Origin of the sequence: Agrobacterium vitis (assembly GCF_013337045.2) — a bacterium.
GTDB classification, from domain to species: Bacteria; Pseudomonadota; Alphaproteobacteria; order Rhizobiales; family Rhizobiaceae; genus Allorhizobium; species Allorhizobium vitis_B.
In genome coordinates this window covers 428,724-455,480 of the sequence record NZ_CP118261.1, presented here as the reverse complement: position 1 = coordinate 455,480, position 26,757 = coordinate 428,724, and the positions used below count along the sequence as shown (strand labels likewise).

Annotated in this window: 27 protein-coding genes; 5 read left to right on the top strand and 22 right to left on the bottom strand. The window is 56.4% G+C overall.

Going from position 1 to position 26,757, the window contains the following annotated elements:
- Positions 1 to 11: 11 nt before the first annotated feature.
- The 5 genes from G6L01_RS25035 to G6L01_RS25015 all read right to left on the bottom strand — a co-directional run bounded on the left by G6L01_RS25035 (position 12) and on the right by G6L01_RS25015 (position 3,905).
- Positions 12 to 851 carry an ABC transporter substrate-binding protein gene (locus tag G6L01_RS25035; protein ID WP_060716940.1) on the bottom strand — a complete coding sequence of 280 codons (840 nt, stop codon included), beginning with the start codon at positions 849 to 851 and terminating at the stop codon, positions 12 to 14.
- 75 nt (positions 852 to 926) lie between these two features.
- On the bottom strand, positions 927 to 1,694 hold the full coding sequence (locus G6L01_RS25030; protein WP_070148211.1) for an amino acid ABC transporter ATP-binding protein: 768 nt from the start codon (positions 1,692 to 1,694) through the stop codon (positions 927 to 929).
- A 5-nt stretch (positions 1,695 to 1,699) separates the two neighbouring features.
- Positions 1,700 to 2,452: an amino acid ABC transporter permease gene (locus G6L01_RS25025; protein ID WP_070166094.1), complete on the bottom strand. Its 753-nt coding sequence runs from the start codon at positions 2,450 to 2,452 to the stop codon at positions 1,700 to 1,702.
- Positions 2,449 to 3,156, bottom strand: a complete 708-nt coding sequence (locus tag G6L01_RS25020; protein ID WP_070166092.1) for an amino acid ABC transporter permease — start codon at positions 3,154 to 3,156, stop codon at positions 2,449 to 2,451. The genes G6L01_RS25025 and G6L01_RS25020 overlap by 4 nt, the downstream gene beginning before the upstream one ends.
- The gene (locus tag G6L01_RS25015) at positions 3,153 to 3,905 is read right to left on the bottom strand and encodes an SDR family oxidoreductase (protein ID WP_070166090.1); all 753 of its coding nucleotides are present in this window, start codon (positions 3,903 to 3,905) and stop codon (positions 3,153 to 3,155) included. The genes G6L01_RS25020 and G6L01_RS25015 overlap by 4 nt, the downstream gene beginning before the upstream one ends.
- Before the next feature lie 239 nt (positions 3,906 to 4,144).
- Between G6L01_RS25015 and nac the strand changes: the two genes are divergently transcribed.
- Positions 4,145 to 5,050 carry a nitrogen assimilation transcriptional regulator NAC gene (gene nac / locus G6L01_RS25010; protein WP_070166085.1) on the top strand — a complete coding sequence of 302 codons (906 nt, stop codon included), beginning with the start codon at positions 4,145 to 4,147 and terminating at the stop codon, positions 5,048 to 5,050.
- Between the two features lie 64 nt (positions 5,051 to 5,114).
- Here nac and G6L01_RS25005 read toward each other — a convergent pair whose 3' ends face one another.
- The 7 genes from G6L01_RS25005 to G6L01_RS24975 all read right to left on the bottom strand — a co-directional run bounded on the left by G6L01_RS25005 (position 5,115) and on the right by G6L01_RS24975 (position 10,872).
- Positions 5,115 to 6,317, bottom strand: a complete 1,203-nt coding sequence (locus tag G6L01_RS25005) for a pyridoxal phosphate-dependent aminotransferase (RefSeq protein WP_070166083.1) — start codon at positions 6,315 to 6,317, stop codon at positions 5,115 to 5,117.
- 48 nt (positions 6,318 to 6,365) lie between these two features.
- Positions 6,366 to 7,133, bottom strand: a complete 768-nt coding sequence (locus G6L01_RS25000) for a 5-oxoprolinase subunit PxpA (protein WP_070166081.1) — start codon at positions 7,131 to 7,133, stop codon at positions 6,366 to 6,368.
- Between the two features lie 15 nt (positions 7,134 to 7,148).
- Complete coding sequence (locus tag G6L01_RS24995; protein ID WP_070166079.1) at positions 7,149 to 8,147, bottom strand: 5-oxoprolinase subunit C family protein; 999 nt, start codon at positions 8,145 to 8,147, stop codon at positions 7,149 to 7,151.
- Positions 8,144 to 8,845: a 5-oxoprolinase subunit PxpB gene (gene pxpB, locus G6L01_RS24990; RefSeq protein ID WP_234891867.1), complete on the bottom strand. Its 702-nt coding sequence runs from the start codon at positions 8,843 to 8,845 to the stop codon at positions 8,144 to 8,146. The genes G6L01_RS24995 and pxpB overlap by 4 nt, the downstream gene beginning before the upstream one ends.
- Positions 8,846 to 8,853: 8 nt before the next feature.
- Positions 8,854 to 9,297 carry an acetyl-CoA carboxylase biotin carboxyl carrier protein gene (locus tag G6L01_RS24985; protein WP_070166075.1) on the bottom strand — a complete coding sequence of 148 codons (444 nt, stop codon included), beginning with the start codon at positions 9,295 to 9,297 and terminating at the stop codon, positions 8,854 to 8,856.
- A 43-nt stretch (positions 9,298 to 9,340) separates the two neighbouring features.
- Entirely contained in the window at positions 9,341 to 9,778 is a 438-nt protein-coding gene (locus G6L01_RS24980; RefSeq protein WP_070166073.1) for an acetyl-CoA carboxylase biotin carboxyl carrier protein, read from the bottom strand.
- A gap of 173 nt (positions 9,779 to 9,951) precedes the next feature.
- The gene (locus tag G6L01_RS24975) at positions 9,952 to 10,872 is read right to left on the bottom strand and encodes a LysR family transcriptional regulator (protein ID WP_070166177.1); all 921 of its coding nucleotides are present in this window, start codon (positions 10,870 to 10,872) and stop codon (positions 9,952 to 9,954) included.
- A gap of 154 nt (positions 10,873 to 11,026) precedes the next feature.
- Between G6L01_RS24975 and G6L01_RS24970 the strand changes: the two genes are divergently transcribed.
- Entirely contained in the window at positions 11,027 to 11,701 is a 675-nt protein-coding gene (locus G6L01_RS24970) for a 4-carboxy-4-hydroxy-2-oxoadipate aldolase/oxaloacetate decarboxylase (RefSeq protein WP_070166071.1), read from the top strand.
- A 299-nt stretch (positions 11,702 to 12,000) separates the two neighbouring features.
- Here the strand turns inward: G6L01_RS24970 and G6L01_RS24965 are convergent, their stop codons facing one another.
- The 8 genes from G6L01_RS24965 to G6L01_RS24930 all read right to left on the bottom strand — a co-directional run bounded on the left by G6L01_RS24965 (position 12,001) and on the right by G6L01_RS24930 (position 22,130).
- Positions 12,001 to 13,803: an NAD(P)/FAD-dependent oxidoreductase gene (locus G6L01_RS24965; RefSeq protein WP_070166176.1), complete on the bottom strand. Its 1,803-nt coding sequence runs from the start codon at positions 13,801 to 13,803 to the stop codon at positions 12,001 to 12,003.
- Positions 13,804 to 13,924: 121 nt separating this feature from the next.
- A complete protein-coding gene (locus G6L01_RS24960; protein ID WP_070166068.1) occupies positions 13,925 to 14,998 on the bottom strand; it encodes a 2,3-butanediol dehydrogenase in 1,074 nt (357 codons plus the stop codon).
- A 164-nt stretch (positions 14,999 to 15,162) separates the two neighbouring features.
- Positions 15,163 to 17,049: a sigma-54-dependent Fis family transcriptional regulator gene (locus tag G6L01_RS24955; RefSeq protein WP_070166175.1), complete on the bottom strand. Its 1,887-nt coding sequence runs from the start codon at positions 17,047 to 17,049 to the stop codon at positions 15,163 to 15,165.
- Positions 17,050 to 17,378: 329 nt separating this feature from the next.
- Positions 17,379 to 18,464, bottom strand: coding sequence for an ABC transporter ATP-binding protein (locus G6L01_RS24950; protein WP_081344132.1), 1,086 nt, complete (start codon positions 18,462 to 18,464; stop codon positions 17,379 to 17,381).
- Between the two features lie 27 nt (positions 18,465 to 18,491).
- Positions 18,492 to 19,337: an ABC transporter permease gene (locus G6L01_RS24945; RefSeq protein ID WP_070166066.1), complete on the bottom strand. Its 846-nt coding sequence runs from the start codon at positions 19,335 to 19,337 to the stop codon at positions 18,492 to 18,494.
- A 3-nt stretch (positions 19,338 to 19,340) separates the two neighbouring features.
- Positions 19,341 to 20,210, bottom strand: coding sequence for an ABC transporter permease (locus tag G6L01_RS24940; RefSeq protein WP_070166064.1), 870 nt, complete (start codon positions 20,208 to 20,210; stop codon positions 19,341 to 19,343).
- A 28-nt stretch (positions 20,211 to 20,238) separates the two neighbouring features.
- Positions 20,239 to 21,534 (bottom strand): ABC transporter substrate-binding protein, encoded by a 1,296-nt coding sequence (locus G6L01_RS24935; protein WP_234891859.1) that lies wholly within the window; start codon positions 21,532 to 21,534, stop codon positions 20,239 to 20,241.
- A 92-nt stretch (positions 21,535 to 21,626) separates the two neighbouring features.
- The gene (locus G6L01_RS24930) at positions 21,627 to 22,130 is read right to left on the bottom strand and encodes a flavin reductase family protein (RefSeq protein WP_070166060.1); all 504 of its coding nucleotides are present in this window, start codon (positions 22,128 to 22,130) and stop codon (positions 21,627 to 21,629) included.
- A gap of 213 nt (positions 22,131 to 22,343) precedes the next feature.
- Here G6L01_RS24930 and G6L01_RS24925 point away from each other — a divergent pair, with 213 nt between their 5' ends.
- A complete protein-coding gene (locus G6L01_RS24925) occupies positions 22,344 to 23,648 on the top strand; it encodes an amidase (protein WP_070166173.1) in 1,305 nt (434 codons plus the stop codon).
- Positions 23,649 to 23,715: 67 nt separating this feature from the next.
- Here the strand turns inward: G6L01_RS24925 and rutA are convergent, their stop codons facing one another.
- Both rutA and G6L01_RS24915 read right to left on the bottom strand, forming a co-directional pair.
- Positions 23,716 to 24,819 carry a pyrimidine utilization protein A gene (rutA, locus tag G6L01_RS24920; RefSeq protein ID WP_070166058.1) on the bottom strand — a complete coding sequence of 368 codons (1,104 nt, stop codon included), beginning with the start codon at positions 24,817 to 24,819 and terminating at the stop codon, positions 23,716 to 23,718.
- A gap of 116 nt (positions 24,820 to 24,935) precedes the next feature.
- Positions 24,936 to 25,178 carry a hypothetical protein gene (locus tag G6L01_RS24915; protein ID WP_171431150.1) on the bottom strand — a complete coding sequence of 81 codons (243 nt, stop codon included), beginning with the start codon at positions 25,176 to 25,178 and terminating at the stop codon, positions 24,936 to 24,938.
- On the opposite strand from G6L01_RS24915, the gene G6L01_RS24910 reads away from it, so the two are divergent.
- Both G6L01_RS24910 and G6L01_RS24905 read left to right on the top strand, forming a co-directional pair.
- Positions 25,173 to 25,751: an isochorismatase family protein gene (locus G6L01_RS24910; RefSeq protein WP_234893312.1), complete on the top strand. Its 579-nt coding sequence runs from the start codon at positions 25,173 to 25,175 to the stop codon at positions 25,749 to 25,751. The two genes, G6L01_RS24915 and G6L01_RS24910, sit on opposite strands and share 6 nt — an antisense overlap.
- A gap of 133 nt (positions 25,752 to 25,884) precedes the next feature.
- Positions 25,885 to 26,754, top strand: a complete 870-nt coding sequence (locus tag G6L01_RS24905) for a nitrilase-related carbon-nitrogen hydrolase (protein ID WP_060716918.1) — start codon at positions 25,885 to 25,887, stop codon at positions 26,752 to 26,754.
- The last annotated feature ends 3 nt before the right edge of the window (positions 26,755 to 26,757 follow it).

Below are 26,757 nucleotides of genomic sequence, written 5' to 3'. Positions count from 1 at the left end.
AGGGTTATTGATTATGGAATTGGATCGAACTTCAATTCGCTCAGTTTCACAACCTTGTCGGTGCGGGTCATTTTATATTCGGTGTCCGGGCCAAGCCATTTGTTCCAGATTTTGTTGATTTCGCCATCCGCATCAAGGGCGCGCAGCGTATCGTTGATCTTGGCGGTCAGGGCTGGCTCGTCCTTTTTCATGCCAACGCCGATGGGCTGATAGAGCATGGGATCATCGATCATCCGCATCTTCTTGCCCTTGGTCTGGGATTCGTTGACGAATTTGGTGGTGGTCATGGTGTTGGCAACCATGCCTTCTGCCTTGCCCTGCTGAACGGCGAGATAGGCGGATGCCGTATCCTGGAAGGTCAGCGGGTCCGACTTGTTGAGCTTGATCGACATCTCGGATGTAGAACCCTTGGTCGAGGCCAAACGTTTACCGGTGAAATCGGCCTTGGTCTTGCCGGAATTGTCGTCAGGAACAATCAGCATTTCCTTGGCAAGGTAGTAAGGGTCGCTGAATTGAATCTGCTCGGCGCGGCTCAGAGTGTAGGCGAGATTGGCAACGGTGATGTCAACGCGGCCGAGCTTGACTTCCGGCACGCGAGCTTCCACCGAAACCGGCTTGATTTCAGCCTTCACGCCCAGTTTGGCAGCAATGGCGTTGCAAAGATCAACGTCAAAACCAGCCATTTCGCGGGTCTTGGGATCTGGAGAGGCAAAGGGGGGAACATCTGCGAAAGTGGCGCAACGCAAAGTCTTGGCTGCCATGATATCGGCCAGTTGATCCGCGCTTGCAGGGGCTGCAATGGCCGTGGTGGCAGCAAGCGCCAGACCGAGTGTGATGCATTTCATGTTCATTGCTGTTCTCCTTGGTTTTTATTGTGATGGTACGTAGGTGGTTTGGTCCTTTTTGCCCTTCTCTGAGGCTGGTGCTTAGTGGCGCAGTTCCGAGAGAAAACGCTGGGCGCGGGGATGGGTGGGATTGGTGAAGAATGTTTCCGGCGGGGCCATTTCCAGAATTTGTCCGGCATCGATAAACCAGATGTGGTCGGCCACATCGCGGGCAAAGCCCATTTCATGGGTCACGCACATCATGGTCATGCCATCGGCGGCAAGGCTTTTCATCACCGCCAAGACTTCGCCGACCATTTCCGGGTCCAGCGCGCTGGTTGGCTCATCAAACAGCATCACCGGCGGTTCCATAGCAAGCGCCCGGGCAATGGCCACGCGCTGCTGCTGGCCGCCAGACAATTGCGCCGGATAGGCATTGGCCTTGTCGGCAAGGCCAACCCGGTCCAGCAACCGAATGGCCTTATCATGGGCCACATCCGGGGCCACGCCTTTGACCCGCACGGGCGACATGGCGACGTTATCGACAACAGACAAGTGCGGAAACAGGTTAAAGCTCTGGAACACAAAGCCAATCTGGCTGCGCAAAGCGTTGAGCTGCTTTGTGCGCATTGGCACATGAACTTCTTGCCCCTCGAAGGAGATCGAGCCGCTGCTGATTTCCTCAAGGCGATTGATGGTGCGGATCAGCGTTGATTTGCCCGAGCCAGACGGCCCGCAAATCACCACAACCTCGCCCCGGTTGACATGGGCATCAACGCCTTTCAGCACTTCGTAATTGCCATAGCTCTTGCGAACCTTGGACAGCGTGATGGTCTGCTGCTTTTCAATGGCTGGCTTGGATAAGGGCATGGCTTCTACTCCGAGACAAGTTGGGGCGTGATGCTGGGGGCGTCCTCGCCTTTGCCAGACAGACCGGCGCGGCGGCGGGATATGCTGCCCTCCAACCGTTTGGCGGCATGGGTGAGGCTCCAACAAATCACGTAATAGATCAGGGCAAGGATCAGGTAGACCTGAAACGGCTGGGTCAGCAGGTCATTGTTGACCTGATTGGCGGCAAAGGTCAGATCCGGCACATTGATGACAGAGCCCAGTGTCGTGTCCTTAATGGTCGAGACGAAGGTGGACAGGATGCTGGGGATGACATTGTACAGTGCCTGCGGCAGAACCACGTAGCGCATGGCGCTGGGATAGCTGTGCCCAAGTGCTTTGGCAGCTTCCATCTGTCCGTGGCCGAGAGCAACAATGCCGCTTCGAACAACTTCACTGAGAAAGCAGCTTTGATAGACCACCAATGTGGTCAGCATGGTGACAAAGCTTGGTACATCGGCGCCCGTGAGCAGCGGCACCAGAAAATAGCACCACAAAATCAGCATCAGCAACGGCACGCCGCGAGTGACATAGACGAGGAAGGTGACCGGCCAGCGCAGCGTGCGCCATTTGGACATGCGTGCAAGGGCCAGAAGAATGCTGAGTGGAAAGGCCAGCGCAATACTGAAAACCGACAGGATCAGCGTGTTGGCAAGGCCACCAAGCGGACCATTGGGATATTGGCCGATCAACAACAGCAACCAATAATCCTGCACAATCTTGATGATGTCATGGATCATGAGCGGATACCCCTTGCATGATCAACGCGCCATGACAGATAGGCGCCGCCTGCCATGATCAATAGCGAGAAGAACAGATACAGCACTGTGCCAATCAGATAGCTCTCAAAGGTTCTGAAGGTAATGTTTTCAATTTCCTTCACCGCATGGGTAAGCTCTGACGCACCAACAACAATCGCAAGACTGCTGTTTTTAAACAGCGAAACCGTATGATTGATCAGCGGCGGCAACGCATTGCGCACGCCTTGGGGGATCATCACGTAACGCATGGCCGAGAGATAACCATGGCCCAAAGCGCGGGCTGCTTCCATCTGGCCGGGGCTGATCGAGCGCAGGCCGGAGCGCAGGTCTTCACTGAAATACGCCGCCTGACACAGTCCAAGTCCGATGACCGCAAAGATGGTTTCGGCGTTATGATTGACAAGCCAAGCGCTGAGGCCACTGGGCATCAGAGTGAAAATGCCGAAATACCACAGTACAAGCTGCACCAAAGTTGGCACATTACGGTGATAGGAAACATAGGCCGTCACAATGGCATTGCCGATTCCGCCCGGCGAAAACCGCAGCGCCAGCAGCAAAACCGCGAGTGTCATCGCCAAAACCCATGAGCCGATGGCGATCATGAAGGTCATCTCAATGCCGTGCAACAGCATGGAGACATAGTCTGGATTGCCGAGAATTGCTGAGAGATCAAACCCCTTCAAGGCTTCCGCTCCTCCGGCTTGGCCGTCTGCAATCCGCCCATCACCTGAAGGGTAGGGGTGATTTCCATATGGCCGATGTTAACGGCAATGGGGGCCGCAATGGCAAAGGCAATGGCATTGGCAATGTCGGACGCCTGCGGCAATTCAAAGCCATCAATAAAGCGCTCGCGCACCGATGGATCATCGCCATGAACATGGCTGAAAATGTCGGTTGCAACGCGACCGGGGCAGATTTCCGTGACCCGCACCCGCTTGCCAAAAGCATCAATACGCAACTGATTAGACAGCATGCTGACGCCAGCCTTGGTGGCGTGATAGGAGGAGTTTCCACCGAAATTATACTGAGCGGCAATCGATGATATGTTGATGACGTGGCCGCGATCCCGCGCCACCATGCCCGGCACAACCATGCGGCACAGATGCAAGACAGCCCGCAGGTTCACATCCACCAGCAGGTCAATATCGCCGTCTTCGGCTTCCAGAAACTTCTTTGGACGGTCAACACCGGCATTATTGACGAGAATATCAAATGGAATTTTGGATGTGAGGTCCGCCAGGGCGGCGCGGTCCGTGACGTCAATCACATGGGCAATGCAGCCGGTTTTCTCGGAAAGCTGCTTGAGAAGATCACCACTTCTGGCAACCGCATGCACTTCAACATTCTCAGCGCACAGCCGCTCCACAATAGCGGCTCCGATCCCGGAGGATGCGCCAGTGACGAGCGCAGTTTTGTAATCCGAAAATGGCATCTGACGTCCTCTTTTGTTCTTGGGAAAGACTAGCGAAGCTTTAGTCTGAGCGATAATGCCGATTATATGTGGAGTGATAAGCCTATCTTATGAGCTTGGTGGCAATTGCCCAAAAACTGGTCGTCATGATCGCACAACCCGCCAAAGCCAGCTTAGAACCTTGTTTTATCCATTTACGGCGTGACGGCTGCTGCATAGTGTGAAGGCTTGACCCCATAGAATTCGAGTTTACTCCCCCCATGGATATCAGGCGCTTCAAGTCATTTATCGTGATTGTCGATACCGGTAGCATCACCCGCGCAGCCGATATTCTGCACATCGCCCAGCCTGCCCTGAGCCAACAGCTTGCCTCGCTGGAAGAGCATTTTGGCACAAAGCTTTTGCTGCGCAGCCAGCAGGGCGTGGTGATGACCGATGCGGGCGCGCAAGTTTATCGTCACGCACAAATGATTTTGCGGCAGATGGATCAGGCCCACGCCGATGTTCTGGCGGCAGGCAAGCATCTGGCCGGGCGGGTATCAGTTGGGTTGGCACCGTTTAGCAGTGCGGCCACGCTCTCGTTTGAGTTGCTGGCGGAAACACGCAGGCTTTATCCGGGCATTGTGCTGCATCTGACCGAAAGCGTGGGGCAGGCCTATAGCCAGATGTTGATGAACAACAAGCTGGAAATCGCCCTCATTCATGGCACGGGGCCAATGAAGGGCGTTCATTTTGATCCGCTGTTGCGCGAAGATTTCTTTCTGGTGGCCCATGAGGATTTTGGCATTGAGGCCGATGACAAGCCGCTCTCGGTTGCCAATCTGGAAGAGGTGCCTTTTCTGCTGCCGCCACCCTATAATTTCGTGCGCCGTGCCGTGGACATGGCTTTTGCCCGCAGCCGTACAAAATTGAACGTGATTGGTGAGGTGGAGGTTATTCGCACCCTGACGCGGGCGGTGAGTGGCGGGGTCGGGGCAACCATCATGCCCAAGGCGGTGGCCGACCGCATCACCGCTGAGGCCAGCAGCCAGATCATCTGCCGCACCCTGTCGCCACAGATTGAAGAAACGCTGTCACTCTGCGTGTCGGAACACGCTCAATTGTCAGATTCAGCCGTGGCCGTCAGGGATATTTTGCTGCGATTGACGCGGCAGTTGAAGGTGTAAATTCGTTTATTCGCGCCATGCATCCTGTGGGATGCATGGCGCGATAGTCTCTACGGAGCCAAGATTATTTCATGTCGTTGCAGAATTGGGCAATCCGGTCACAACCTGCTGTGAGGCGTTCCATGCTGGTGGCATAGGAAATGCGGAAGAAAGGGCTCATGCCATAAGCCGCACCGTGAACGGTGGCAACGTGCTGCTCATCAATCAGGGCCGAGACGAAATCGGTGTCGTTTTCAATCTTGCGGCCACCCTTGGTGGTTTTACCAATCAGGCCAGCGATGCTGGGAAAGATGTAAAACGCACCTTCAGGCTTATGGGCGCGCAGACCGTCAATCTCGGCAAGGCGCGACAGCACATAGTCACGACGGCCCTTGTAGATATTGGCGCGTTCTTTCAACAGATCCTGTGGGCCATCCAAAACAGCCATGGCAGCGGCCTGAGTGATGGTGGATGTGCCGCCGGAGTTCTGGCCGTTGACATTGCTGATGGCCTTGATCAAATCCTTCGGGCCACCGCAATAGCCAAGACGCCAGCCAGTCATGGCATAGGCCTTTGAAGCACCATTCACGGTCAGCACGCGGTCATACAAGCGAGGCTCAACTTCGGCGATGGTGCAGAATTCGAAGCCGTCATAGATCAGATGCTCGTAAATATCGTCAGTCATGATCCAGACATTGGGGTGACGCAGCATCACTTCGGCAATCGCGGCCATATCCTTGCGCGAACAGGCGGCACCTGTGGGATTGTTGGGGAAGTTCAAAAACAGCCATTTGGTTTTCGGCGTAATGGCGGCCTCAAGGTCTTCGGCGCGCAGCTTGAAGCCGTTCTGCTGTGGGCATTCCACAGAAACCGGCACACCGCCCGCAAAACGTACGATATCGGCATAGCTGATCCATGACGGGGTGGGGATCACAACTTCGTCGCCGGGGTTGCAGGTGGCCATCACCGCATTGAAAATCACCTGCTTGCCACCGCCCGCGACAACAATCTGGCTTGGGTCATAGTCCAAGCCGTTTTCGCGCTTGAATTTGCGGGAAATCGCAGCCTTTAAGGCAGCAGTGCCATCCAGCGGCGGATATTTGGTGTCGCCAGCCAGTGCTGCCGCATGCGCAGCTTCAATGGCGTGGGCTGGGGTGGCAAAATCCGGTTCGCCGGATGAGAGGGATACAACGTCAATGCCCTGGGCGGCAAGTTCGCGGGCACGCTGCGTCATGGCTGCGGAAGCGGAAACCGCGACATTCTTGAGACGGTCGGCAATCATGGGCATGGTCTAGACTTTCGAGGGTTGTGATGAAGGTTTCAAAATCGGTGGATGTCAGGCAATCACGTCTCGGGCAGGCGCAAGGGTCGCGCCCGTGGCTTCAATTTCACTGCGCACAGTTTTCGCCAGTTCCAGAGATCCGGGCGTATCGCTGTGAACAAGAATGGAGCGGGCGGGCATGGCAATGGTTTGGCCATCGATGGTGGTGACGGTTGCGGTTTCAAGGAATTGCTTGACGCGGGCACGCACCGCCATTTCTTCCTTGATGACCGAATTGGGCACGCCGCGTGGCACAAGTGCACCGTTTGCGTCATAGGCGCGGTCGGCCAGAAACAGCGTCAGCGTCTTTAATCCGCAGCGCAGGGCCGAGCGTTCGATTTCCGAGCCAGACATGCAAAACACAATAATTTCCGGGGCCACGGTTTTCACCGCCGTCAGCACTAGATCGCACCGCGCCGGGTCTTGGTTCACCCGATTGCCCATCGCGGCATGAAAGCTGATGTGATCAACGGTCAGGCCCTCGCTGGCCGCAATAGCGCTCAAAGCGCCGAGCTGATAAAGCACCTGCGCCCGCAGTTCTTCTGATGACACCGGAATATCACGGCGGCCAAAACCAACCCTGTCAGGAAAGCCGGGATGCGCGCCAATGCCAACACCACGGGCCTTGGCCAGCCTCGCCATGCGCAGCATCATCTCCGGGTCACCAGCATGAAAACCACAGGCGATATTGGCCGAGGACACAACATCCATCAGCGCTTCATCGTCACAGAGGCGGTAGGGTCCAAAGCCTTCGCCCATATCGGAATTGAGATCAATCTTCATCGTCTATCCTCAGATTTAGCGCTTGGTCATGGTGGCGAGAGCGTCGGTCAACAGCGGCACGGTGTGGCGGATATCAGCCAGATAGGCCACCATCGCCTGTTCTGCGGCTTTCGCTTCCGCCAAGCTGGATTGCACAAAGCGAATGCGGCTGCCAATGCGGGCTTGGCCCAAACGCCAGAGGTCAATGTCAATCACACCCGCCATTTTGGGATAACCGCCTGCGGTGTTGGCGTCGCTCATCTGAATGATCGGCTCGCCTGCGGGCGGCACCTGCACCACGCCTGTGACGACGCCATGGGAGCGCATTTCAACATGCTCCATGAGCTTCACCGGAGTGCCAGACAGGCGATAGCCGGTGCGGTCGCTCTGGGAGGAGATTTTCCAATCCTGCACCCAGAAGCGCTCGGATTCTTCACCAAACCAGTCATGCTCGCCTGCGGGCAGGGCGCGAATGGGCAAAATGCCATTTTCAACTGCTGGAAAATGATCCTGCAAGGCCACCTCAGGCGGCATCACGCCGAAACCGGATGATGGAATAAACGAAGCCTGTGCCTCACCTAAAGCGAGACGATCGCCAACGGCCAAAAAACGCCCCTGATAACCACCAAAGGCTCCCCGCAACGAGGTGCTGCGAGACCCCATCACCAGCGGCACATGAATGCCGCCGGAAAAGCACAGATAGGCCCGCGCTGCTTGGGTGGGTGTTTTCAACTCAAGTTCTTGACCTGCCAAAACCGGAAGTGCCCACCACGGCAGCATGGTTTTGCCGTCCAGCGTTGCCGCGCAATCGGCCCCGGTGATGGCGACAAAACCGTCTTTCTCAAACCGCAGCCGAAAGGGGAAGGTTTGAATTTCCAAGCCTGCGGCACCCTCATCATTGCCGAGCATCAGATTGCCGATTTTCAGCGCAACCGGGTCCATCGCACCGCAGGTGGTGACGCCGATGTTGCGAAACCCAAAGCGGCCAAGGTCCTGCACGGTGTTGAGGGGGCCGGTGGTGAGAACCTCGATCATAGCTCGATCCTCTCGGCAATAAAGCGCACGGTATCGCCGGGGGCCAGCAGGGCAGGGGAAGCTGCCACGGGATCAAACATGGGCATTTCGGCAAAGCCGATGGAGTTCCAGCCATTTGGCCCGGTCAAGACGGCAACCCCGGTCTGCATGCCGCCGATGGTCAGACAGCCACGCGCCATTTTCAGCGATGGCACGGTTTTGCGTGGCATGTGAATGCGCGGGTCCAGACCATGCAGATAGCCAAAGCCCGGAGCAGAACCCAGCGCAAACACAGTGTAAGTGCCGGCCGCATGAATTTTGACGATATCGCGATCTGACAGGCCGGAAAGATCGCAAAGAGCGGGAAGATCGGTGGCATGTTCGCCGCCATAGGTCACCGGGATTTCAACGGTTTTTCCGCTCAAATCCATGCCTTGCGCTGCATTCCACGCTTCCAGCAGGCGGCTTGCGATGGTCTCGTGGTCTTCAGGCGTGTCGTGCAATACCAGCAGCAGATTGGTCATGCCAGGCACAATTTCTTGCACATCCGGCCAGTCCTGAACCATGGCAGATAAGGCCCAGATGCGCCGCTGCGAGGCCAGATCAAATGGGCCGGGGGCGTCTACCACAAAGGCCTTGGTGCCAATGACAGAGATTTTCGGCATGTCTGCCTTGGACACTGCCAAAATTGCCGGATGTTTCAAACTGTTGCTCTCCATTGCTGCCATCACGGTTGCTCAAGCGAAAACAGGGGGGTGCCATAGCCAACAGCATCGCCCGCATTGACCAGAGCCTCGCCAAGAACGCCGTCTTGCGGGGCTGCAACACCCAACAGCAGGGGGCCGATTTTAACAAAACCAACCACATCGCCAGCGTTGACACTTTCCCCCTCTTGCGGGCCACCATCGGGCCGGGCCGGGTGATATGCCAGAAAATGACCAACGGAAGGCGAGGTGATCATGACAGATGCGCCAACTGGCACATTGCTGCGCATATGTCTGGAGACGTGCGCAGTTCCCCCCGTCATCACAATGCTGATCTGCTGGTCGTTGTGTTCGATGTCGATGGCGTGAACCCCTGCCATCTCCAGCCAGCACGTCAGTTGTGCGATGACATCTGCCCGGGTGAAATCAAGAGAACGGCGGGAGAGGGAGCGACTGCGTGCTGTCATGATGCGCTCCGCAGGTGTAGCCCTGTTGCAGGTATCTCAAAACTCATAGGGCAATCTCCAACACAGGCTGTCCGGCATCGACCTCTTGCCCATCTTCCACCAGCACCCGAACAATTTTGCCAGCCCGATCCGTGGTCACCGTGTTGAAGACTTTCATGGCCTCAACAATAAAAAGGCTCTGGCCGCTCTCGACCTCATCGCCGATGTCCACAAAGGGCTTTTCCCCCGGATGGGGGGCGCGATGAAAAACACCAAATGTTGGCGCACGCACGGTATCTGCGGCCTGTTCAATCTTGATCAGCGACGTAGGAATGGCGTTCACAATACGGTCCGGCACCACATCGCTTGCGATGACAGCGGCATTCTGCGGGTGAGCGTAATGAGAGATCCGAACGGTCGTGCCGCTGTCCGTCACGCTCAGTTGCGAAATGCGCGATTGACCAACAAAGTCTATGAGCGTTTTGATCTTGTCGAGATCCATTCAAACCACCGGCTGTGATAGTGTCATCATGCCGTCTTCAGAGGCCAGAGCAATTGCGTTGCAGCAGGACTGATCTGTAAAGACGTTCAAAAACAGCTAGCACGACCCTTCCTGTGATGGGGGCAAACAAAGTTTGAATGATGCTCACCTGACCATTGGAAGAAAGCCTCTTCTCAGGCGAGACAGCTCCAATGGCCCTCTCCACCGAGGCGCTTGATGACCTCCATCAGGATATGTCTCACCTCAAGAACCGCCTTGGTCGGGGGGTGATTGACCGGCATATCCAGCACAAGGCGTCGAAACAGTTCTGGTCCGCTCAGCGGAATGACCGAAAGTTCTCCTGCCTGATGATCGGCGTAGACGGCTCCCCGCCCCAGAATGGTCAATCCCAACCCGGCACGGATAGCCGCTTTGGTGCTGGCCACTCCCTCGATCACCCGAACAATATTGATTTTCTGACCAAGAATAAGCGCCTGCTTTTCCAAAAGAATGCGAATCCCATGACGCTGCGAGGGCATGATCAGTGGAAGGCTCAAAGCTTCGCGGAGCGGCAAATCATTCTGCCTTTGGGCAAAGGCATTCAGAGGCCCGACTGCATAGAGCCGCTCATCAAACAAAGGCACTGCGGTCGGTTTGGCCACATCCAGAAGGTTCACGGCCAGATCATGCGCATGGGTCTCGGTCGCTGTGCGCAGGGTCTGGCTATCGCCCTCGCTGATCGTCAGGCGGATTTTTGGAAAGCGGCGGTCACATGCTTCCAGAACCGGAATGGAGAGAATGGGAGACAGCGAGCTAAGAATGCCAAGCGAGACATCACCACTTGGATATTTCGCCTGCTCCCGCGTTGCGGCTTCGGCCTGCTCTATCGCCCGAAGGATTGCCTGAGCATGGACCAGCAGCGTCTGACCTGCCTCCGTTACCACGACGCCACGCGAGGTGCGATTGAGCAATTGCAGCCCCAGTTGGTCTTCCAGCGCGCGCACATGCAGGCTCAGCGCTGGTTGGGCTACACCCAGTTCACTGGCGGCACGGGTAAAGGAACCCAGCTCCGCAATGCGCGCAAAATAGCGCATTTTTGTCACATCCAATGCCAAGGCTGCCTCCTGATATACAGGATTCATATATCAAGTATCGTCAATATATATTTGTTGGCATAGCGCAAGCCTATTAAAACGGAGGAGATCGCGAAAGTGCTGGGGTTAACCAGCGCCGTTTCGCCCTATCGAACAATGGTGTTTTGAGGTTGCCATGATCCACATTAAGAAAATTCCCGAGCGTCCAAGCCAGGAAGAGATTGATGCGATTGCGAAATTCTCACCCGCGACCCTCCATGAGGCACAAGGCCGTCGTGGTGCGCTGTCCTCCCGCATCAAGCCAGTGGATTACCGCATGAAGCTTTGCGGGCCTGCTTTCACGGTCAAGTCCGCGCCACGCGACAACATCATGCTGCAACTGGCGATCAATTATGCGCAACCGGGCGACATCATCGTGGTATCCGGCGGCGAATACGAGGAGGCGGGGTCATTCGGTGATGTTCTGGCCAATGCCTGCCTCGCTAAAGGCATTGGAGGCCTGGTGACCGACACGGGCGTGCGCGACACCTTGCAGCTTCGAGATCTTGGCTTTCCGGTATTTTCACTCAGTGTCTGCATCAAGGGAACCGTTAAGGAAACATTGACCGCAGTAAACGATCCCATCGTTATCGGTGATGAACTGGTGTATCCGGGCGACATCATCGTCGGTGATGCCGACGGCGTGGTGGTCGTTCGTCGACAGGAAGCCATGGACGTTGCAGCACTTGCCCAAACCCGGGAAGATGCCGAAGCGGGCTATATTGCCGCCTATAAGGCGGGGAAGTCGGTCATTGAAGTCAGTAATCTTGAGCCCGTGCTGAGGGCTAAAGGATTTTCGGTCGAAGCGTGAGCGGGTGCTCCGGACATGGATTTGAAATTCCCCTTAACATCTAAGGGTCTGTCCGAAAAAATCATTGACGTGCGATCCGTGTGACGATGGTCACGGCATAAAGATGTGAAACAGCACAGATGGTTGCCCTCGTTTGAAAAGGCGATAGGCAACTGATTTTACCTGCAAAATTACAACGAAAGCGCTGCGTCATCGGCTCCGATCGCCACCCTACCCGATCTCTATTTCATTTCCGCAAATCACGACCTTACAGGACCAATCATAAGGGGCACCAGCCAAGCTGGCGCCCCTTATGGGCTTTACGACAGATGATGCGGTCTGGTCATGCCATAGACGGGCGTATCGATACCGACCTGACGAGCTTTCAGCTGCAGTGACAGATATTGCGAATAGTGCCGTGACTGGTGCAGGTTGCCGCCGTGGAACCACAATGCGTCCTGTTGCGTCGGCTTCCACATGTTGCGCTGTTCTCCCTCCCAGGGACCGGGATCCTTGGTCGTATCGGAGCCGAGCCCCCAACATTTGCCGACCTTGTCAGCGACGTCGCGCGAAATGAGATCGGCCGCCCAACCATTCATCGAGCCATAGCCAGTGGCATAGACCACGAGATCCGCTGGCAACTGCGTGCCATCCTTCAATACGACAGCGTTTTCAGTCAGATGCGAGACGTCCACGCCGGATTTGAGCTTGATCGAGCCGTCAATCACCAGATCACAGGCGCCGACATCGATGTAATAACCTGATCCGCGCCGCAGATATTTCATGAACAGGCCAGATTCGTCGTCGCCGAAATCCAGCATGAAACCAGCATCTTTCAGCGCCTCATAAAAATCCGCATCCTGTTCACGAATCCTGTTGTAAATCGGGATCTGGAACTCATGCATGATCCGGTAGGGCAGGGACGCAAAAATCAGGTCGGCCTTACGCGTGGTCATGCCGCCCTGAACCGCCCTCTCCGAATAGAGATCGCCGAGACCGATCTCCATCAGCGAACCGGATTTGACGATATGGGTGGATGATCGTTGCAGCATGGTGACATCGGCACCGGCTTCCCAGAGCGCTGCGCAGATATCGTGGGCGGAATTGTTGGAGCCAATCACCACCACTTGTTTGCCGGCATAGGCGTCCGGCCCCGGATGCTGCGAGGAATGCTGCTGTTCGCCCTTGAACACATCCTGACCGGGGAATTTTGGCACATTGGCCTTGCCCGACATGCCCGTCGCCAGCACCAACTGCTTCGGCTTGAGCACAACCTCCTTGCCGGCGCGGTCGACAATGACGGTCCATTCGTTTGTTGCTTCATCGAATTGCGCCGACTTGCAGGTCGTGGACCCCCAATAGTTCAACTCCATGACCTTGGTGTACATTTCCAGCCAGTCGCCGACTTTGTCCTTCGGGGTGAAGACAGGCCAGTTTTCCGGGAAGGGAATGTAAGGCAGGTGATCGTACCAGACGGGGTCGTGCAGGCAGAGCGACTTGTAGCGCTTGCGCCAGCTATCGCCCGGGCGCTCGTTCTTCTCGATGATGATTGTCGGCACACCCAGCTGGCGAAGCCGCGCGCCAAGTGCAATGCCTCCCTGGCCGCCACCGATGATAACGACATAGGGTTGCACCGAATAGCCCAGCTCGGCGGTCTCGGTCTCGCGTTTTTCTTTCCAGGTCATGCGGTTGCGATCATGGCCATGCTCTGCCCCCATCGGGCGGCGGGTGCCTTTCGGCTCTTCATGGCCCTTCAATTCGGACATGGTGGTCAAAAGGGTCCAGATCCGCCCATCCTTCAGGCGGATATGTCCGTAACCGCGTGCGACGCCTGTTTCGAACTCGAACCAGCCGTCAGTGATCCCACCAGCATCAGCGGCGGGCTCTTTCGAATCCTGCACGAAATTCGAGGGTGTGATGGCGGCAAGCTGGCTCTTCAGCATCTCTCGGATCTGCTCGTGACCCTCGAGTGTCTTAAGGTTCCAGGTGAATGTCACCAGATCGCGCCAATAGCAATCAGTCTGAAACAAATTGACGGCGGCATTGATGTCGCCGCTTTCAAGCGCTTTGCCGAGCTTCGACAAAGCCGTGTCTATCTTGGTGGCTGGGCTGATATCAAGCATGGTCTTCTCCTCCATGAGTGCTTGTGTCTCGGCGAATGAAGCGCCCCTCCAGGCGCCCTACGAAGCGGCATGGCCTTCGCCTACCGGGCTCCTCTCCCGGACCAGGCGGTGGCCGAGACGCCTATTTTGAAAGATCGATCAGGATCTTGAGTTGGGCTCCAGCCGGGTCGAGCAGGACGTCGAAGCCTTCCTTGACAGCCGTGTCGAGTGTCACACGCTTGGTGACGATCTTCATTGCCGGCAGCTGACCGGAAGCAATCAGCCTGATGACGCGTGGCCAGTAGTGTGTCGGGTAGGCCCAGGATCCTTTGATTTCCAGATCTTTGAATGTCACCTGGAACCAGTCGATCGGATTTTCATGCGGATGCAGCCCGGTCTGGACCACGACGCCCTGTTTGCGCACGGCGTCGACGCAGGCCTTCAGTGCATGTTCGTTGCCCACGCATTCGATGGCGACATCGCAGCCTACTTGGCCTTCCGTCTGCAGGCGGACGACATCGCCGACAGTGTCGCGCTGCGGGTTGATCGTGATGACATCGGGCAACACAGCTTTCGCAAGCTCGAGCCTGGAGTCATTGAGATCAGACACGAAAAGCTGGGTGGCACCTGCCGCGCGCGCGGCGAGCAGCGTCAGCATGCCGATGGGACCGGCGCCAGTCACCAGCACGCTGCTGCCGGCCGTTACACCGCCGCGATCGCAGGCATAGACGGCAACCGCCGTCGGCTCGACCAGGGCTGCCTCTTCATCAGACATCTCGTCCGGGATTTTCTGAACATTGTAGTCGTTGACGAGCGCTGCTTCGGCCATGCCGCCGCCATCCCAGCTCAAGCCCACCAGCGCTAACTGCGTGCTTAAGTGAAAAAGGCCGCGATCGGCGAAATAGTCGCCGGACCTTGGCATAACGAGGGGCTGGATGGATACGCGGTCGCCAACAACTACGTACGTAACGCCCTCGCCAATCGCCTCGACGACGCCGCCGAATTCATGGCCGAGCACTTGCGGGCCATGGGCGCCGGTGAAGGGGTGTGGCTCGGTCGGGATGAAGATCGGGCCGTAGCTGTATTCGTGAAGATCCGTGCCGCAAATCCCGACGAAGCGATTACGGACCAGAACCTGGCCCTGTCCCGGCTGCATCGGCTCGGCAATGTCGTCCAGTCGCAAATCCTTGGCTGCATGAAATCTGAGCGCGCGCATGTTTCCTCCCTTGGATGCTATTCATGCCAAGAGAAGAGCAATGCCCGTGCCAGTGGCTCCTGACAGAGCGAAGGGCTGGAATTACTTAGTTTTTGAGCCGGGACGGGTTTCGCTGCGCCACAGCTGTGGCGCGACAGGTGTGGCGCGTGCCACAGTGCGGATGCTCAATGCGGCCTGTCTATGCCAAACCTGCGCATACGGCGATGCATGGTGGTACGATCAATGCCGAGGCGGCGCGCTGCCTCGGAAATATTGCCATGGCAGGCAGCGAGCACAGCGCGAAGTTCGGCTTCAGGGCTGTCGTCGTCAGGCAGCGGCACACTCGCAGCCAGCTGTTCTGGAAGGTCCGTTACCTCAATCAGCCCATCGTCGCACAGCGCTGCGGCGACGGCGATCGCATTGTCCAGCTCGCGGATATTGCCTGGCCAGCGATGATTGAGAATCAAAAGACGGGCAGTGTCTGAAAGCCTGAGCGATCGGTCCACCGGAGCATGTTTTTCGAGCAACTTGTCGAGGAGCCACGGCAGATCGCCGCGCTCGCAAAGCCGTGGAAGGGAGATTATGGCCGCATTCAATCTGTAATAGAGGTCCTGCCGGAATGCGCCGTTTGAGACCATGTCGGCCAAAGACCGATGCGAGGCAGACACGACACGAAACTCCACCTTGCGCGCCACTGAACCGCCGACCGGCAATACCTCGCCCTCGGCCAGAACCCTGAGCAACCGGCTTTGCGCGGCGTATGGCATGTCGCCAATTTCGTCGAGGAACAGGGTTCCGCCCACCGCTTCCTCGACCAACCCCTTTCGACCCTTGACAAGGGCGCCGGTGAAGGCGCCTGGCGCATAGCCGAACAATTCGCTTTCGATCAGCTGTTCAGGGATTGCTGCGCAATTGACCGCAACGAAGCGGCCTGACAACCCGCTCACCTCGTGGATGATGCGTGCCAGATATTCCTTGCCGGTTCCGGTCTCGCCCTGAAGCAGGATCGGCAGTGCGCTCGGTGCGAGCTTGGCGATCTTGCGGCGAAGGCTGTCCATGATTTCGACACTGCCGCCGAGCAGGCTCATGGCTGGCGGCGACCGATGAGATCGAACGAGCGGCGCCCCGGCCACGCGCTGTTGCGGCTCGATCGCATGGGCAAACAGGACCGACCCATCGCGCACGCCAATCCGCCGGTCTTGCGGCAGGCTGGCGCGTGTCAGCGAAGCGAGCTCGTCCAAGCCAGCCTCGAAAAAATCCGCGACCGGCTGGCCAAGCAAAAGCTCGGGCTGACGCCAGTCGATTCCACGCGAGGCAGCGAGAAGCCGCGCGCCGCCATGCGTCATGCCGGTGATGCGGCCCCCGCCATCGACAGAAATCGCCGCTTCCGGATCAACATCGAGAAATTCCGGCGCGCCAGCAAAGCGCAGCACCAGGTCGTGTCGACTGTTCGCCATGAGATTGGCGAGCTCGATGCGCCGCACGGTCGAGGAGACAAGATGACGCGCCATATTCTGGCTCGTCTTCAAGATGGGTGAACTCAGGAGCGAAATATCGAGGACCGCTGCCAATGTGCCTTGCGTGTCATAGATCGGCGCGGCGGTGCAGGAGAGTGGTGTATGGGTGATGTCGAAATGGTCGGTCTGATGGATCGTCAGAGCCTCGCCAGTGGCCAGGCAGGCACCAACGGCGCACGTGCCAGCGCGGGGCTCGGACCATTCCGAGCCGAGATAGAGCCCGGCCTTTCGCAGGTTGTTGTTGAAGGAGGGATCACCAAGAAATTCGACGGTTACGCCCTGCCTGTCGGAGAGGAGAAGAACATAATTCTGCTCGGCAACCTGCCGGTAGAGCCGCTCCAGTCCAGAGCGTGCGATGTGTACGAGGTCCTCCGCCTGCTGGCGATGTTCGCGTAGGCGTGTTTGAGAGACGATGACCGCCTCACGCGCTTGCGCCGGATCGAGCTGATAGGTCTCCAGGCATCGCCGCCAGGATTCCACGACAATAGCGTCGCGGCCCGTATTGCTTCCCTGCCCGACGCGCTCAATTTCCTTGACGTGATCGGCAAATCCCATGAAATCACCGGCTCTTGAAAAGCCGCCTCCCGTGATTTTTAAGGAGATCATAGCGCCAATTGCCAGAAGTGCCTAATGCTTCAACACATCTTGTTCGCCATATTTAAAGATTGTCGGACAGACGTCTTTCGCGGGAATAAATGGCTAACAATGGCAGACTAGCAACTGTCTTTAAGTTGGATTTTTGTAGCTCCATGCAAAGCCTTTTTGAGGGCTTGTGAAACAGCATCGAAGAGTGAGGCAGTTAGCATTGGCAATAGGTCGGCAAATGCGAACTTTTCGCCATTCCAGTCACCGGATGCCGACATTTTGAAATCTGCAAAAAATAATCAAGCGATTGCGTAACCAACAGTTTCCAGCTCCCATTCATCTTTCGCTGACCATGACACGCTGACCCGATCACCGATGTCGTGACTAAAGGCGAAATAATCGTCATCGCTGACCATCACGGAGATCGATTGCTTGTCGGCTGTCATTAAAGACAGGCGGCCCATTGCACCCTGATATTCAGCTCCAACCACCTCGGCGATGGTGTGTCTGCCATCCGCGGATCCTGCGATTCGGCATTTGTCCGCCCGCACGCAAAATTGGCGTCCACCGAAATTCAAAACATTATGTCCGCCGATGAAACGCGCGACAAAGGCATTGTGCGGCCGAGCAAAAACCTCGCGGGCAGGGCCTGCCTGCATGATCGCGCCGCCATTCATCACCACGATCATGTCCGACAAGGCCATGGCCTCTTCCTGGCTATGGGTAACATGGACGAAGGTAATGCCGAGCTCTCGCTGGATGCGCTTCAGTTCCGAGCGCATGGTGATGCGCAAGAACGGATCCAGCGCGGAGAGTGGTTCATCCAGTAGCAAAACCTTTGGCCGGGTGATGAGTGAACGGGCGAGCGCTACGCGCTGCTGCTGGCCGCCGGACAATTGGGCCGGAAGTCGTTCTGCCAATGCTTCCATCTGCACCAGCGCCAGATAATCCATCGCCTGGCGCCGTCGCTCCGCCTTGGCAACACCTTTGAGCTTCAGGGAAAATGCCACGTTATCAACCACGCTGAGATGGGGAAACAGCGCATAATTCTGAAACATCATCGATGTGCCGCGCTGAACGGCGGGGGCCAGCGTGATATTGCGGTCCTGTACCAGAATATCACCTTCGCTGACAATTTCATGCCCGGCAATCATCCGCAAGGTTGTGGTTTTTCCGCAGCCACTTGGCCCCAGCAAACAGCAATAACTGGCTGACGGAATCCGCAGCGAAATGGTATTCACTGCGGTGCTGGAACCATAACGTTTGGTCACGGCCACCAGCTCAACATCATTATGGTGGGCTGAAGGTGAAGGGGCGGTTTTCTGGATCAAATTCTTTGCAACGCTATCCGTCGGAGCCGTTGTCAGCTGTGTTTCATGTCTCATTATCACATCCTCATAGAGTGGGTCGCATCAATGCGGTTGCAATCTTGACTGTTGCCGTTTGGCCAGCAGCATCGCCAGAAGCAGCATGGCGATAACGAGAATGAAGGATACCGCTGTCGTCAGCGTACCGATGGCAAACAACACCGGTGACGTGGCCGCCGTCAGCAAGCCAGTGATTTCCATGGGCACGGTATTGCCCGAGCCAACGTTGAGCGAGGTGCGTGCCAGTTCTTCGTAGGAGGACGTAAAACCTGCCATGAGGATTCCGATCACGCCGGGTAGAATGATTGGCAGGATCACCTGGCTGAAGCGCTGCCAACTGGTGGCACCAAGATCCGTTGCGGCCTCTTCATAGGACCGATTGAAACGTCCCATCACGATGAACATGATCAACAGGCCAAAAGGCAGTGACCAGGTAAGTTGAGCGCCGATACCCGAAGAGTACCACTGGATCTTATAGCCCAGCAGGTGGAAGGCCAGCGCGATGCCAAAGCCGACAAAAATCCCCGGCAGCACCATGGCCGCAATCGCGGAATAAAACACCAGATTGGCCCCGGGGAACTTTCGCCGGTAAGCCATGCCCGCTGCCACCGAGATCGTCATGGTCAACACCGCCACAATGGCGGCTAGACGCATGGAGCGCAGAAAGGCCTCATGTAGATCGCCAACCCCTTCGCCGCCCGTGCCGCCCAGCAGCACCTGAAACCAGTGGAAGGAAAAACCGACCATGGGAAAGCTCATGCCACCACTTGGCCCCTGAAAAGACAGGATAAACACGCACAGCATCGGCCCATAGAGAAAGGCGAGATAGAGCGCAAAAATGCCGAATAACAGATAGAAGGAAGCAGGCCTTGGTTGTCCACGCTCGCGCATCACTCACTCCTGATTGGCCAGTTCTTTACGGATATCGACAACGCGCAGCAGAGAGGCGACGAAGCCCAGCACAATGACCAGCATCACCACCGATTTTGCCGCAGCGGGCGGGTATTGGAAGGCGTTCAGCTCGGTGGCTATGGCCCCCACCGCCGTGTTGATCTGACCGCCGCCCATCTGCTTGACGATGAAGAAATCACCCATCACCGCTGTCACAATAAAGATTGAACCTATGGCGATGCCGGGCTTGATCAGCGGAATAATCACCAGACGGATGATCTGTCCCTCACTTGCCCCCTGATCGCGGGCGGCATGCAGAAGGTTTTTATCAATCTTTGCCATGGAATTGGCGATCGGCCCCAACATGGCCAACGTCAGCACGTTGACGTAGACGACGATGACGGAAAATTCAGAATAGAGCAGCCAGGAGAGCGGCTGCTCTATGATATGCAGATGCAGCAAGACCTGATTGACCAGCCCTTCTCGCCCCAGCAGCGGCACCCAGGACACCATGCGGATTGGCCCTGATGTCCAGAACGGTATGGCGCAGGCCGCAATGCACAGCGCCCGCACGATGGGGCTGCGAACATGAAACATCAGGTAATAGGCGATGGTAAAGCCGAGAAACAGCGTGATGGCCCAGACAATCGCCAGGAATTTGAAGGTTTGAAGATACAGCCTGAGCGTCAGTTCCGAGGTGAAAATATCGAGATAATTTTCCCAGATAAATTCCGGGATTACCTCGGCAAAACCGTAATCCATGAAACTCACAACAAGGATCATCGCCAGCGGCAGGATCACGAAACACACCAGAACCAGCGCCATCGGCGCGATTTGCACAAGCGATACCCGCTTTGCCGAGGAGAGTGACATCGAAAATGTCCTTGATTGGAATGAAATCTTACGCCGCGATGAAATCCTGCCAGCGGCGCACCAGATAGCGATCCTCATCCATCAGCGTGTTCCAGATGCCGATATTGCCCATGCGATCCCAGAGTGAGCCGCCGTCGCGCACCGCACCCGGCTTTTCCATCACCTTGCCAAAGGGGTTGAGAATAGGTTCGGACGCGGGCTTGCCATCATACCAATAGCCATATTCATTGGCGCTCATCAGCGGCTTCACATTTTCAGGCACGGTATTGTAAAAGCCTTGGCGGGAAATGAAGGCGCCGGCCCAGCCGGAATTGTACCAGTTCATGTATTCAATGGCGCACTCGCGCTTCAGCCCGGTCAGGTGCTGCATCTGGAACATCATGATGTACCAGCCGCGATGACCCTCTTTCAGCGGTTGGAATGTACAGGGAATACCGCGCGTGCGTACTTCTGTCACAGCAGGCGACCACATGGATTGCAGTACCACTTCGCCGGAGGCCATCAGTTGCACGGATTGATCGAAATTCAGCCAGAAGGACCGGAATTGCCCGGCTTTTTTGTATTCGATCAGTTTTTTGATGGTTTTGTCGATTTCGCTGCGGGTCATATTGCCCTTGTCAACATAGGAGACCTCGCCCAGCGCCGATAGCGCCATGGCGGCATCCGGCAGGCCGACATTGACACCTTCCTGGAGCGCCACATGGCCTTTGAAGGCGGGGTCCAGCAGGCGCGCCCAACTGTCGATCTTGGTCGTGCCAATCAGATCGGGCCGCACGCCCAGCGTATCCGCATTATAATAGAGCGGAATACCCACCAGCCATTCTGTCGGTGTCATTGAATAGGCGCTGGCGGTCTTGTCGGCATAATATTGCGCCTTGATCGGCGCAAATCCTTCCAGCGAGGCCATTTTGCCATTGGGATATTTGCCTGTCTGAAACAGGGAAATGGTCTTATCCCACCATTTATATTCCTTGGTGGTGATCGGCTGAACAATATTGCGGCCGAGCAGATAGCGTACAGAGGTATTGGCAAGGTCGGCCACGTCCATCGATTCCGGCTGGGTCAACATGCGGTTCATCTGGGTGGCAACGTCAGCCGTCTGCATTTCAATGGTAAAGCCGAGATCTTTGCTGGCCTGTACCTGAATATTTTTGATGGTGGAATAGGACTGGCCAACATGGACCAACTTGACGTCCTTGATATTCTGCGCCCAGATTGTTGGAAATCCCGATATGGCGCCGGACCCTGCGGCCATGCCGCCCACCGCTGCCGCGCCTTTGATCAATCCGCGCCGTGTTATCCCCTTGCGCTTTTGGTTGCTCATCTGATGCTCCATATGCCGGCTTTTGCCGTGCGTCTGTTCCCGTTTTATGGTCAGTACGAACTATACTTGGTGCCTGGCGCCTCATGAAAATCTCACTCAGCGGGTGTCATATCCGGCTCGACCAGCACCTGCCGATAGCGGCCATCCAGATAGACCAATGGTGCATCGGTACTGTCCCAAAGCTCTGTTGCGACGATGTCAGCGATGAAGATCGTATGGGTGGCGTAGGTGAGCGCGTGGCGCACCTCGCAATCGAAACTGGCCAGTGAGTCAACAAGGGCGGGTGCACCGGTCTTCAGCACCTGCCATTCACCACGCAAAAACCGCTTGTCCCGGTCAATGACGCTGGAAAAGCTGGCGGCAATCGGCTGGGCGCTTTCCGACAGGATGTTGACGCAGTAGATGCCGGAGCGCTCGATATGCCCATGCGCCGAGGCATTCTTGTTGACGCAGATCAGCAGCGACGGTGGATCACCGCTGACGGAGTTGACCGCCGTTGCCACCAATCCGTGGCGCGCACCGTCAGAGAGTGTGGTGATCAGTGACACGCCAGAGGCCAGACGGCGCATGCCAAGCTTGAAGCGGGCAATATCCATGGTTTTCCATCTCCGTTTCATGCTGTTTTGATGGTTCTTGCCAAAACACACGTTAAAAATGCGCATCAGTCTTCGGTGGAAACTATGTTGCCCGAGAGTGCAGACGCCAAATGACCATTTCTCAGCCGCGTCGTGAGAAAATCTGCCGTGTCATAGAACAAGAGTAACGGTAACCTGCGCGCCAAGATCGCACCCACCAAGAAGGACATGGGAATGACATTGCCTTATCAATTGGATGCCTGCACGCTCACGACCCTCACCCACGGTGGGCAGCTCTCGGTCACCGACATCGCAATGTCGATTATCCGCCGCATTGAAGAGCGCGACAGTGCCGTGCGTGCCTATGCTCACTTTGATCCCGCCCAGGTTCTGGCCGCCGCACAGCAGCTGGATACGGCAGCCCATAAAGGGCCGCTGCATGGCGTACCCATCGCCATCAAGGACGTTATCAACACCAAGGATATGCCGACGCAGCACAATTCAGCCCGCTATCAGGGACACCAGCCGGGAATGGATGCCGCCTGCGTCGATACCCTGCGCCAAGCCGGAGCACTGTTGATCGGCAAGACGGTCACCACTGAATTTGCTACAACAAACCGGGGAAGCGTGACCCGCAATCCGCACGATCTGGCATGCACGCCCGGCGGCTCCTCCAGTGGATCGGGTGCAGCGGTTGCCGATTTTCAGGCAACGCTGGCGCTTGGCACCCAGACGGGAGGCTCGACCATTCGTCCCGCCTCTTTTTGCGGGATTTACGGCTTTAAACCAACCTGGAATGCAATCAGCCGGGAAGGGTTGAAAATGTATTCCGCCACCTGCGATACCCTTGGCCTCTATGCCCGCTCGGCCAATGACCTTGCCCTTCTGGCAGATGTGTTTGCACTGGATGCCCCGGAAACGACGCTTGCCGATGACCTCGCCGGAAAGCGAGTTGGTGTTTGCTTGTCGCCCGCCTGGCCAAAAGCAGAGGCTGCTACGCAACATGCGATGAGCATAGCAATTGACGCTCTGAAACAGGCGGGGGCCGTGGTCTCGGATATTGTCTTGCCCCCGATGTTTGATGGCATTCTGACCGCCCACCATATCATCTTGCGCCGGGAGGGGCGCGCAGCCTTCCTCAATGAAGCCTATGGAACACCTGATCTTCACGATGAGCTGAAATCCATGGTTGAAAATTGCGAGGCGATCACCCCGTCTCAGGCCCGGGGTGCTTATCGGCTTGCCGATCAATGCCGCGCTGCATTTGAGGATATTGCGGCATCCTTTGATGTGATCCTCACGCCGAGTTCCACCGGTGAAGCACCCAAGGGTATTGAGACAACCGGAGATGCGATATTCAATTCGATATGGACGCTGATGCAAGTGCCTGTCGTCAATGTTCCCGGCCTATACGGGCCAAATGGTAGGCCCGTTGGGGTTTCCCTGACCGCGCAGCGCTATCAGGATCGCAAGGTGATTGCCTATGCTGGTTTGTTGGGTGCAGCCTTGCAAAACCGACAGAGCATGGCGGCCGAATAACATGATTTCATCAAAAAAGCGCCGTGACTCTGGAATGGAGACACGGCGCTTTCACCCTCTGTTCAACTCACGCTGCATCCAGATTGCGTTTTAGGTTGGGATTGCGGGAACGCATCAAGGGCTGAATATATTGGCCAAACTGCTCCATGCCGATGACGAAGTCATCAAAGGTCAGCATGATGCCTTTCAGGCCTGGAGTGCTCAAAGCAATTTCATCCAGCATTGCCGCGACTTTTTCATAGGAACCGATCAGCTTCAGCATGCCGGTTGGTTGCGGATTTTTGATCTGGCGCACCAGGGCGGCGGCCGTTGAGCCTTCTTTGGCGACCGTATCCTGCCCGGCCTGACTGGCCTGCCATTCAAGCGCTTCGATGTCGGTGCCCTGCTTGTAAAGCTCCCATTTTGCAAAGGCCAACTCGTCGCTGCGGTCGGCAATCACCATCAAAAGCAGAAAGGCGCCGGTGTCGCGTCCGCTTTGCTTTGCTGCGGTTTCCACCTTGGCCACCATGGTGCGGGCACCATCGGTCTGGTTCATATCACCGCCGGCACCAATGAAGTTGTAGTCGCCATATTCCGCCACAAACCGCATGCCGCGTTCCGACTGGCCCGCACCAACCACTGGAATATGGGCGGATGGACGTGGCGACAGCTTGCAGTCATCCATCTGGAAGAATTCGCCCTTGAAGTTGGAGACGCCCTTGGTCCATAAATCGCGCATCACCTGCACATATTCCGAGGCATAGTCATAGCGGCGGGCAAAATGCTCGGGTGTCAGCTCGATGCCCATCTGCTGGTATTCTTTGGGCTGCCAGCCGGTGACCATATTGATGCCAAAGCGGCCCGGCGCAATCGAATCGATCGTCGCGGCCATGCGTGCCACCACTGCGGGCGGCATGGTCAACATGGCCACAGATGCAAACAGCTGAATTTTCTTGGTGACGGCGGCCAAACCGGCCATCAGGGTGAAGGATTCCAGATTATGGACCCAATATTCACTTGGGCCATTGTAACCGCGAAGCTTGATCATCGACAGGGCAAAATCGAGGCCGTAATGTTCTGCCTGCTGTACCACCGCCTTGTTGAGCTCAAAACTCGGCATGGTTGCGGGTGAAGTGGTAGAAATCAGCCAGCCTCGGCTGCCGATGGGAATGAAAACTCCAATCTTCGTCATAAGCGCGTTCCTCTCTTTTCTTGTTATGCGACAAGAGTTGAACGGCTTGCGTGTAATGCCAAGCGACGAATTCGAAGCTGTACCTTGAGAAAAACTCATGCCCGCAGGGGAGGCCGTTAAACAGACGGCGTGAAAAAGACAGGCTGAACATTTCTCATCACCACCATCAGGAAATCGCAATCGCCAATAGCGTCGCTTGCCTCTACCGTCGCGCAGAGTTGTAAGGAAAAGAGGACAGGCGCATGGCTGTGTGGGATCGATTTCTGACTGACGATGACAAGCTTGTGGTGGCGCGGCGTGCGCGGCGCCCACTGAATGGACCGGGCCGTCGCAATGCCTTGCTGATCATTGATATGCAAGTCACGGCCTGCGGTCTCGACAAGCCGATTTATGAGCAGCTTGATCTTTACTCGGGTGCCTGCGGTCCTCACGCCTGGAAAGCCATACCGGTGCAACAACGCTTGCTGGCGGCGGCACGCGCCGCGCAGATGCCGGTGATTTACTCCAAGCATGTATTCTACGACATCAGTGGTCTTCCCGAAGCGCGGTCCGACAATAACTTCAGCGCCCGCAATGCAAAATCCGATATTCCGTCAGAGGTTGCCATGCAGTCTGGCGATCTTCTGGTGGAAAAACAGACCCCGAGCTGTTTTGCCTTCACCAATCTACATTTGATGTTGAGCAATCTGAGTGTCGACGGTCTGTTACTGGCAGGAAATAGCACCAGCGGCTGCGTGCGGGCCACGGCTGTGGATGGCACGGCTCTTGGTTATAAAATTCAGGTCATCGAAGAGGCGGTGTTTGATCGCATCGAAATGTCCCATGCGGCCGCCTTGTTCGATATGCAGTTTAAAATCTGTGATGTGATCAGCGAAGACGAGGCGTTGAGCCAGTTTAGCAGTCATGGTGCACGCAAAACCCAAGCTGCCTGATCTCCATGTTTAACAGTGAGCATTTCAACTTTTCACGCAAACGCGGAAATGCTCTTTCTTTCGTTTATGTCTCTCCAGAGGAAAACCGGTTGCCGCTTCTTCTGGAAATGCTTTTGCTGGAAAGAATGCCATCATGACCTTCCGCGCCGCCGCCGTGCAGCTTGGCCCTGCAAGTGCCACGATCAAAGCCACTCTTTCCCGCATTCTAACCTTGCTGGATAAGGCGGCAGAGCAAAAAATCACGCTGGCGGTGTTGCCGGAGCTGGCGCTCACGCCTTATTTTGCTGCCACGATTCATGACCGCGCGGCTCAATATGCCGATAAGGTGGAGAACGATGCAGCAATTTCGGCAATATCAACCAAGGCCCGCGATTGCGCAATGACGGTGATCCTGCCGTTTGCCGAGCAGAACGGCAATCGCATCTACAATTCCATGGCCTTCATCAATAGCCGAGGCGAGCATGTTGGCACCTTTCGCAAAATGCATATTCCAGGCTTCGTGGAGCAGAAGGAAAGTGGCGAAGTCACCATTCTGGAAAAGCGCTATTTCGCACCCGGAGACAAGGGATTTGCCGTTTATGACTGCACACCCTGGAAGCTGGGCGGACTGATTTGCTATGACCGACGCTTTCCCGAGGCCTATCGCTCGCTGTTTGTGCAGGGTGTCGATGTCATCTGTATTGGCTACAACACGCCTGTCATGCCCGGCAATACACTGTCTGCAAGCCGCCATGCCTCGGAACTTGCCATGTGTGGCGGGGCCTATTCAAACGGCACCTATGTGATTGCGGCGGGCAAAGCGGGCATGGAAGGCGGTTTGCGTTACATCGGCGGCAGCGTGGTGATTGGTCCGGATGGGAACATTCTCAAGAAAGCGAAAACCATGAGCGACGAGTTGGTGGTGGCTGACATCGATCTACAAAAACAGCAGTCTATTCGAGACAGGTGGGATTTCGGGGCCAATCGCCGGGCAGATAGCTATGTTATGAGCGCAGCGGTCTGACGG

Bases quoted from the DNA above. Each gene is read 5' to 3' on its own strand.
- G6L01_RS25035 (WP_060716940.1), bottom strand. From the start codon at position 851: ATGAACATGAAATGCATCACACTCGGTCTGGCGCTTGCTGCCACCACG.
- G6L01_RS25030 (WP_070148211.1), bottom strand. From the start codon at position 1,694: ATGCCCTTATCCAAGCCAGCCATTGAAAAGCAGCAGACCATCACGCTG.
- G6L01_RS25025 (WP_070166094.1), bottom strand. From the start codon at position 2,452: ATGATCCATGACATCATCAAGATTGTGCAGGATTATTGGTTGCTGTTG.
- G6L01_RS25015 (WP_070166090.1), bottom strand. From the start codon at position 3,905: ATGCCATTTTCGGATTACAAAACTGCGCTCGTCACTGGCGCATCCTCC.
- nac (WP_070166085.1), top strand. From the start codon at position 4,145: ATGGATATCAGGCGCTTCAAGTCATTTATCGTGATTGTCGATACCGGT.
- G6L01_RS25005 (WP_070166083.1), bottom strand. From the start codon at position 6,317: ATGCCCATGATTGCCGACCGTCTCAAGAATGTCGCGGTTTCCGCTTCC.
- G6L01_RS25000 (WP_070166081.1), bottom strand. From the start codon at position 7,133: ATGAAGATTGATCTCAATTCCGATATGGGCGAAGGCTTTGGACCCTAC.
- G6L01_RS24995 (WP_070166079.1), bottom strand. From the start codon at position 8,147: ATGATCGAGGTTCTCACCACCGGCCCCCTCAACACCGTGCAGGACCTT.
- pxpB (WP_234891867.1), bottom strand. From the start codon at position 8,845: ATGGAGAGCAACAGTTTGAAACATCCGGCAATTTTGGCAGTGTCCAAG.
- G6L01_RS24985 (WP_070166075.1), bottom strand. From the start codon at position 9,297: ATGACAGCACGCAGTCGCTCCCTCTCCCGCCGTTCTCTTGATTTCACC.
- G6L01_RS24980 (WP_070166073.1), bottom strand. From the start codon at position 9,778: ATGGATCTCGACAAGATCAAAACGCTCATAGACTTTGTTGGTCAATCG.
- G6L01_RS24970 (WP_070166071.1), top strand. From the start codon at position 11,027: ATGATCCACATTAAGAAAATTCCCGAGCGTCCAAGCCAGGAAGAGATT.
- G6L01_RS24965 (WP_070166176.1), bottom strand. From the start codon at position 13,803: ATGCTTGATATCAGCCCAGCCACCAAGATAGACACGGCTTTGTCGAAG.
- G6L01_RS24960 (WP_070166068.1), bottom strand. From the start codon at position 14,998: ATGCGCGCGCTCAGATTTCATGCAGCCAAGGATTTGCGACTGGACGAC.
- G6L01_RS24955 (WP_070166175.1), bottom strand. From the start codon at position 17,049: ATGGGATTTGCCGATCACGTCAAGGAAATTGAGCGCGTCGGGCAGGGA.
- G6L01_RS24950 (WP_081344132.1), bottom strand. From the start codon at position 18,464: ATGAGACATGAAACACAGCTGACAACGGCTCCGACGGATAGCGTTGCA.
- G6L01_RS24945 (WP_070166066.1), bottom strand. From the start codon at position 19,337: ATGCGCGAGCGTGGACAACCAAGGCCTGCTTCCTTCTATCTGTTATTC.
- G6L01_RS24940 (WP_070166064.1), bottom strand. From the start codon at position 20,210: ATGTCACTCTCCTCGGCAAAGCGGGTATCGCTTGTGCAAATCGCGCCG.
- G6L01_RS24935 (WP_234891859.1), bottom strand. From the start codon at position 21,534: ATGAGCAACCAAAAGCGCAAGGGGATAACACGGCGCGGATTGATCAAA.
- G6L01_RS24930 (WP_070166060.1), bottom strand. From the start codon at position 22,130: ATGGATATTGCCCGCTTCAAGCTTGGCATGCGCCGTCTGGCCTCTGGC.
- G6L01_RS24925 (WP_070166173.1), top strand. From the start codon at position 22,344: ATGACATTGCCTTATCAATTGGATGCCTGCACGCTCACGACCCTCACC.
- rutA (WP_070166058.1), bottom strand. From the start codon at position 24,819: ATGACGAAGATTGGAGTTTTCATTCCCATCGGCAGCCGAGGCTGGCTG.
- G6L01_RS24910 (WP_234893312.1), top strand. From the start codon at position 25,173: ATGCAAGTCACGGCCTGCGGTCTCGACAAGCCGATTTATGAGCAGCTT.
- G6L01_RS24905 (WP_060716918.1), top strand. From the start codon at position 25,885: ATGACCTTCCGCGCCGCCGCCGTGCAGCTTGGCCCTGCAAGTGCCACG.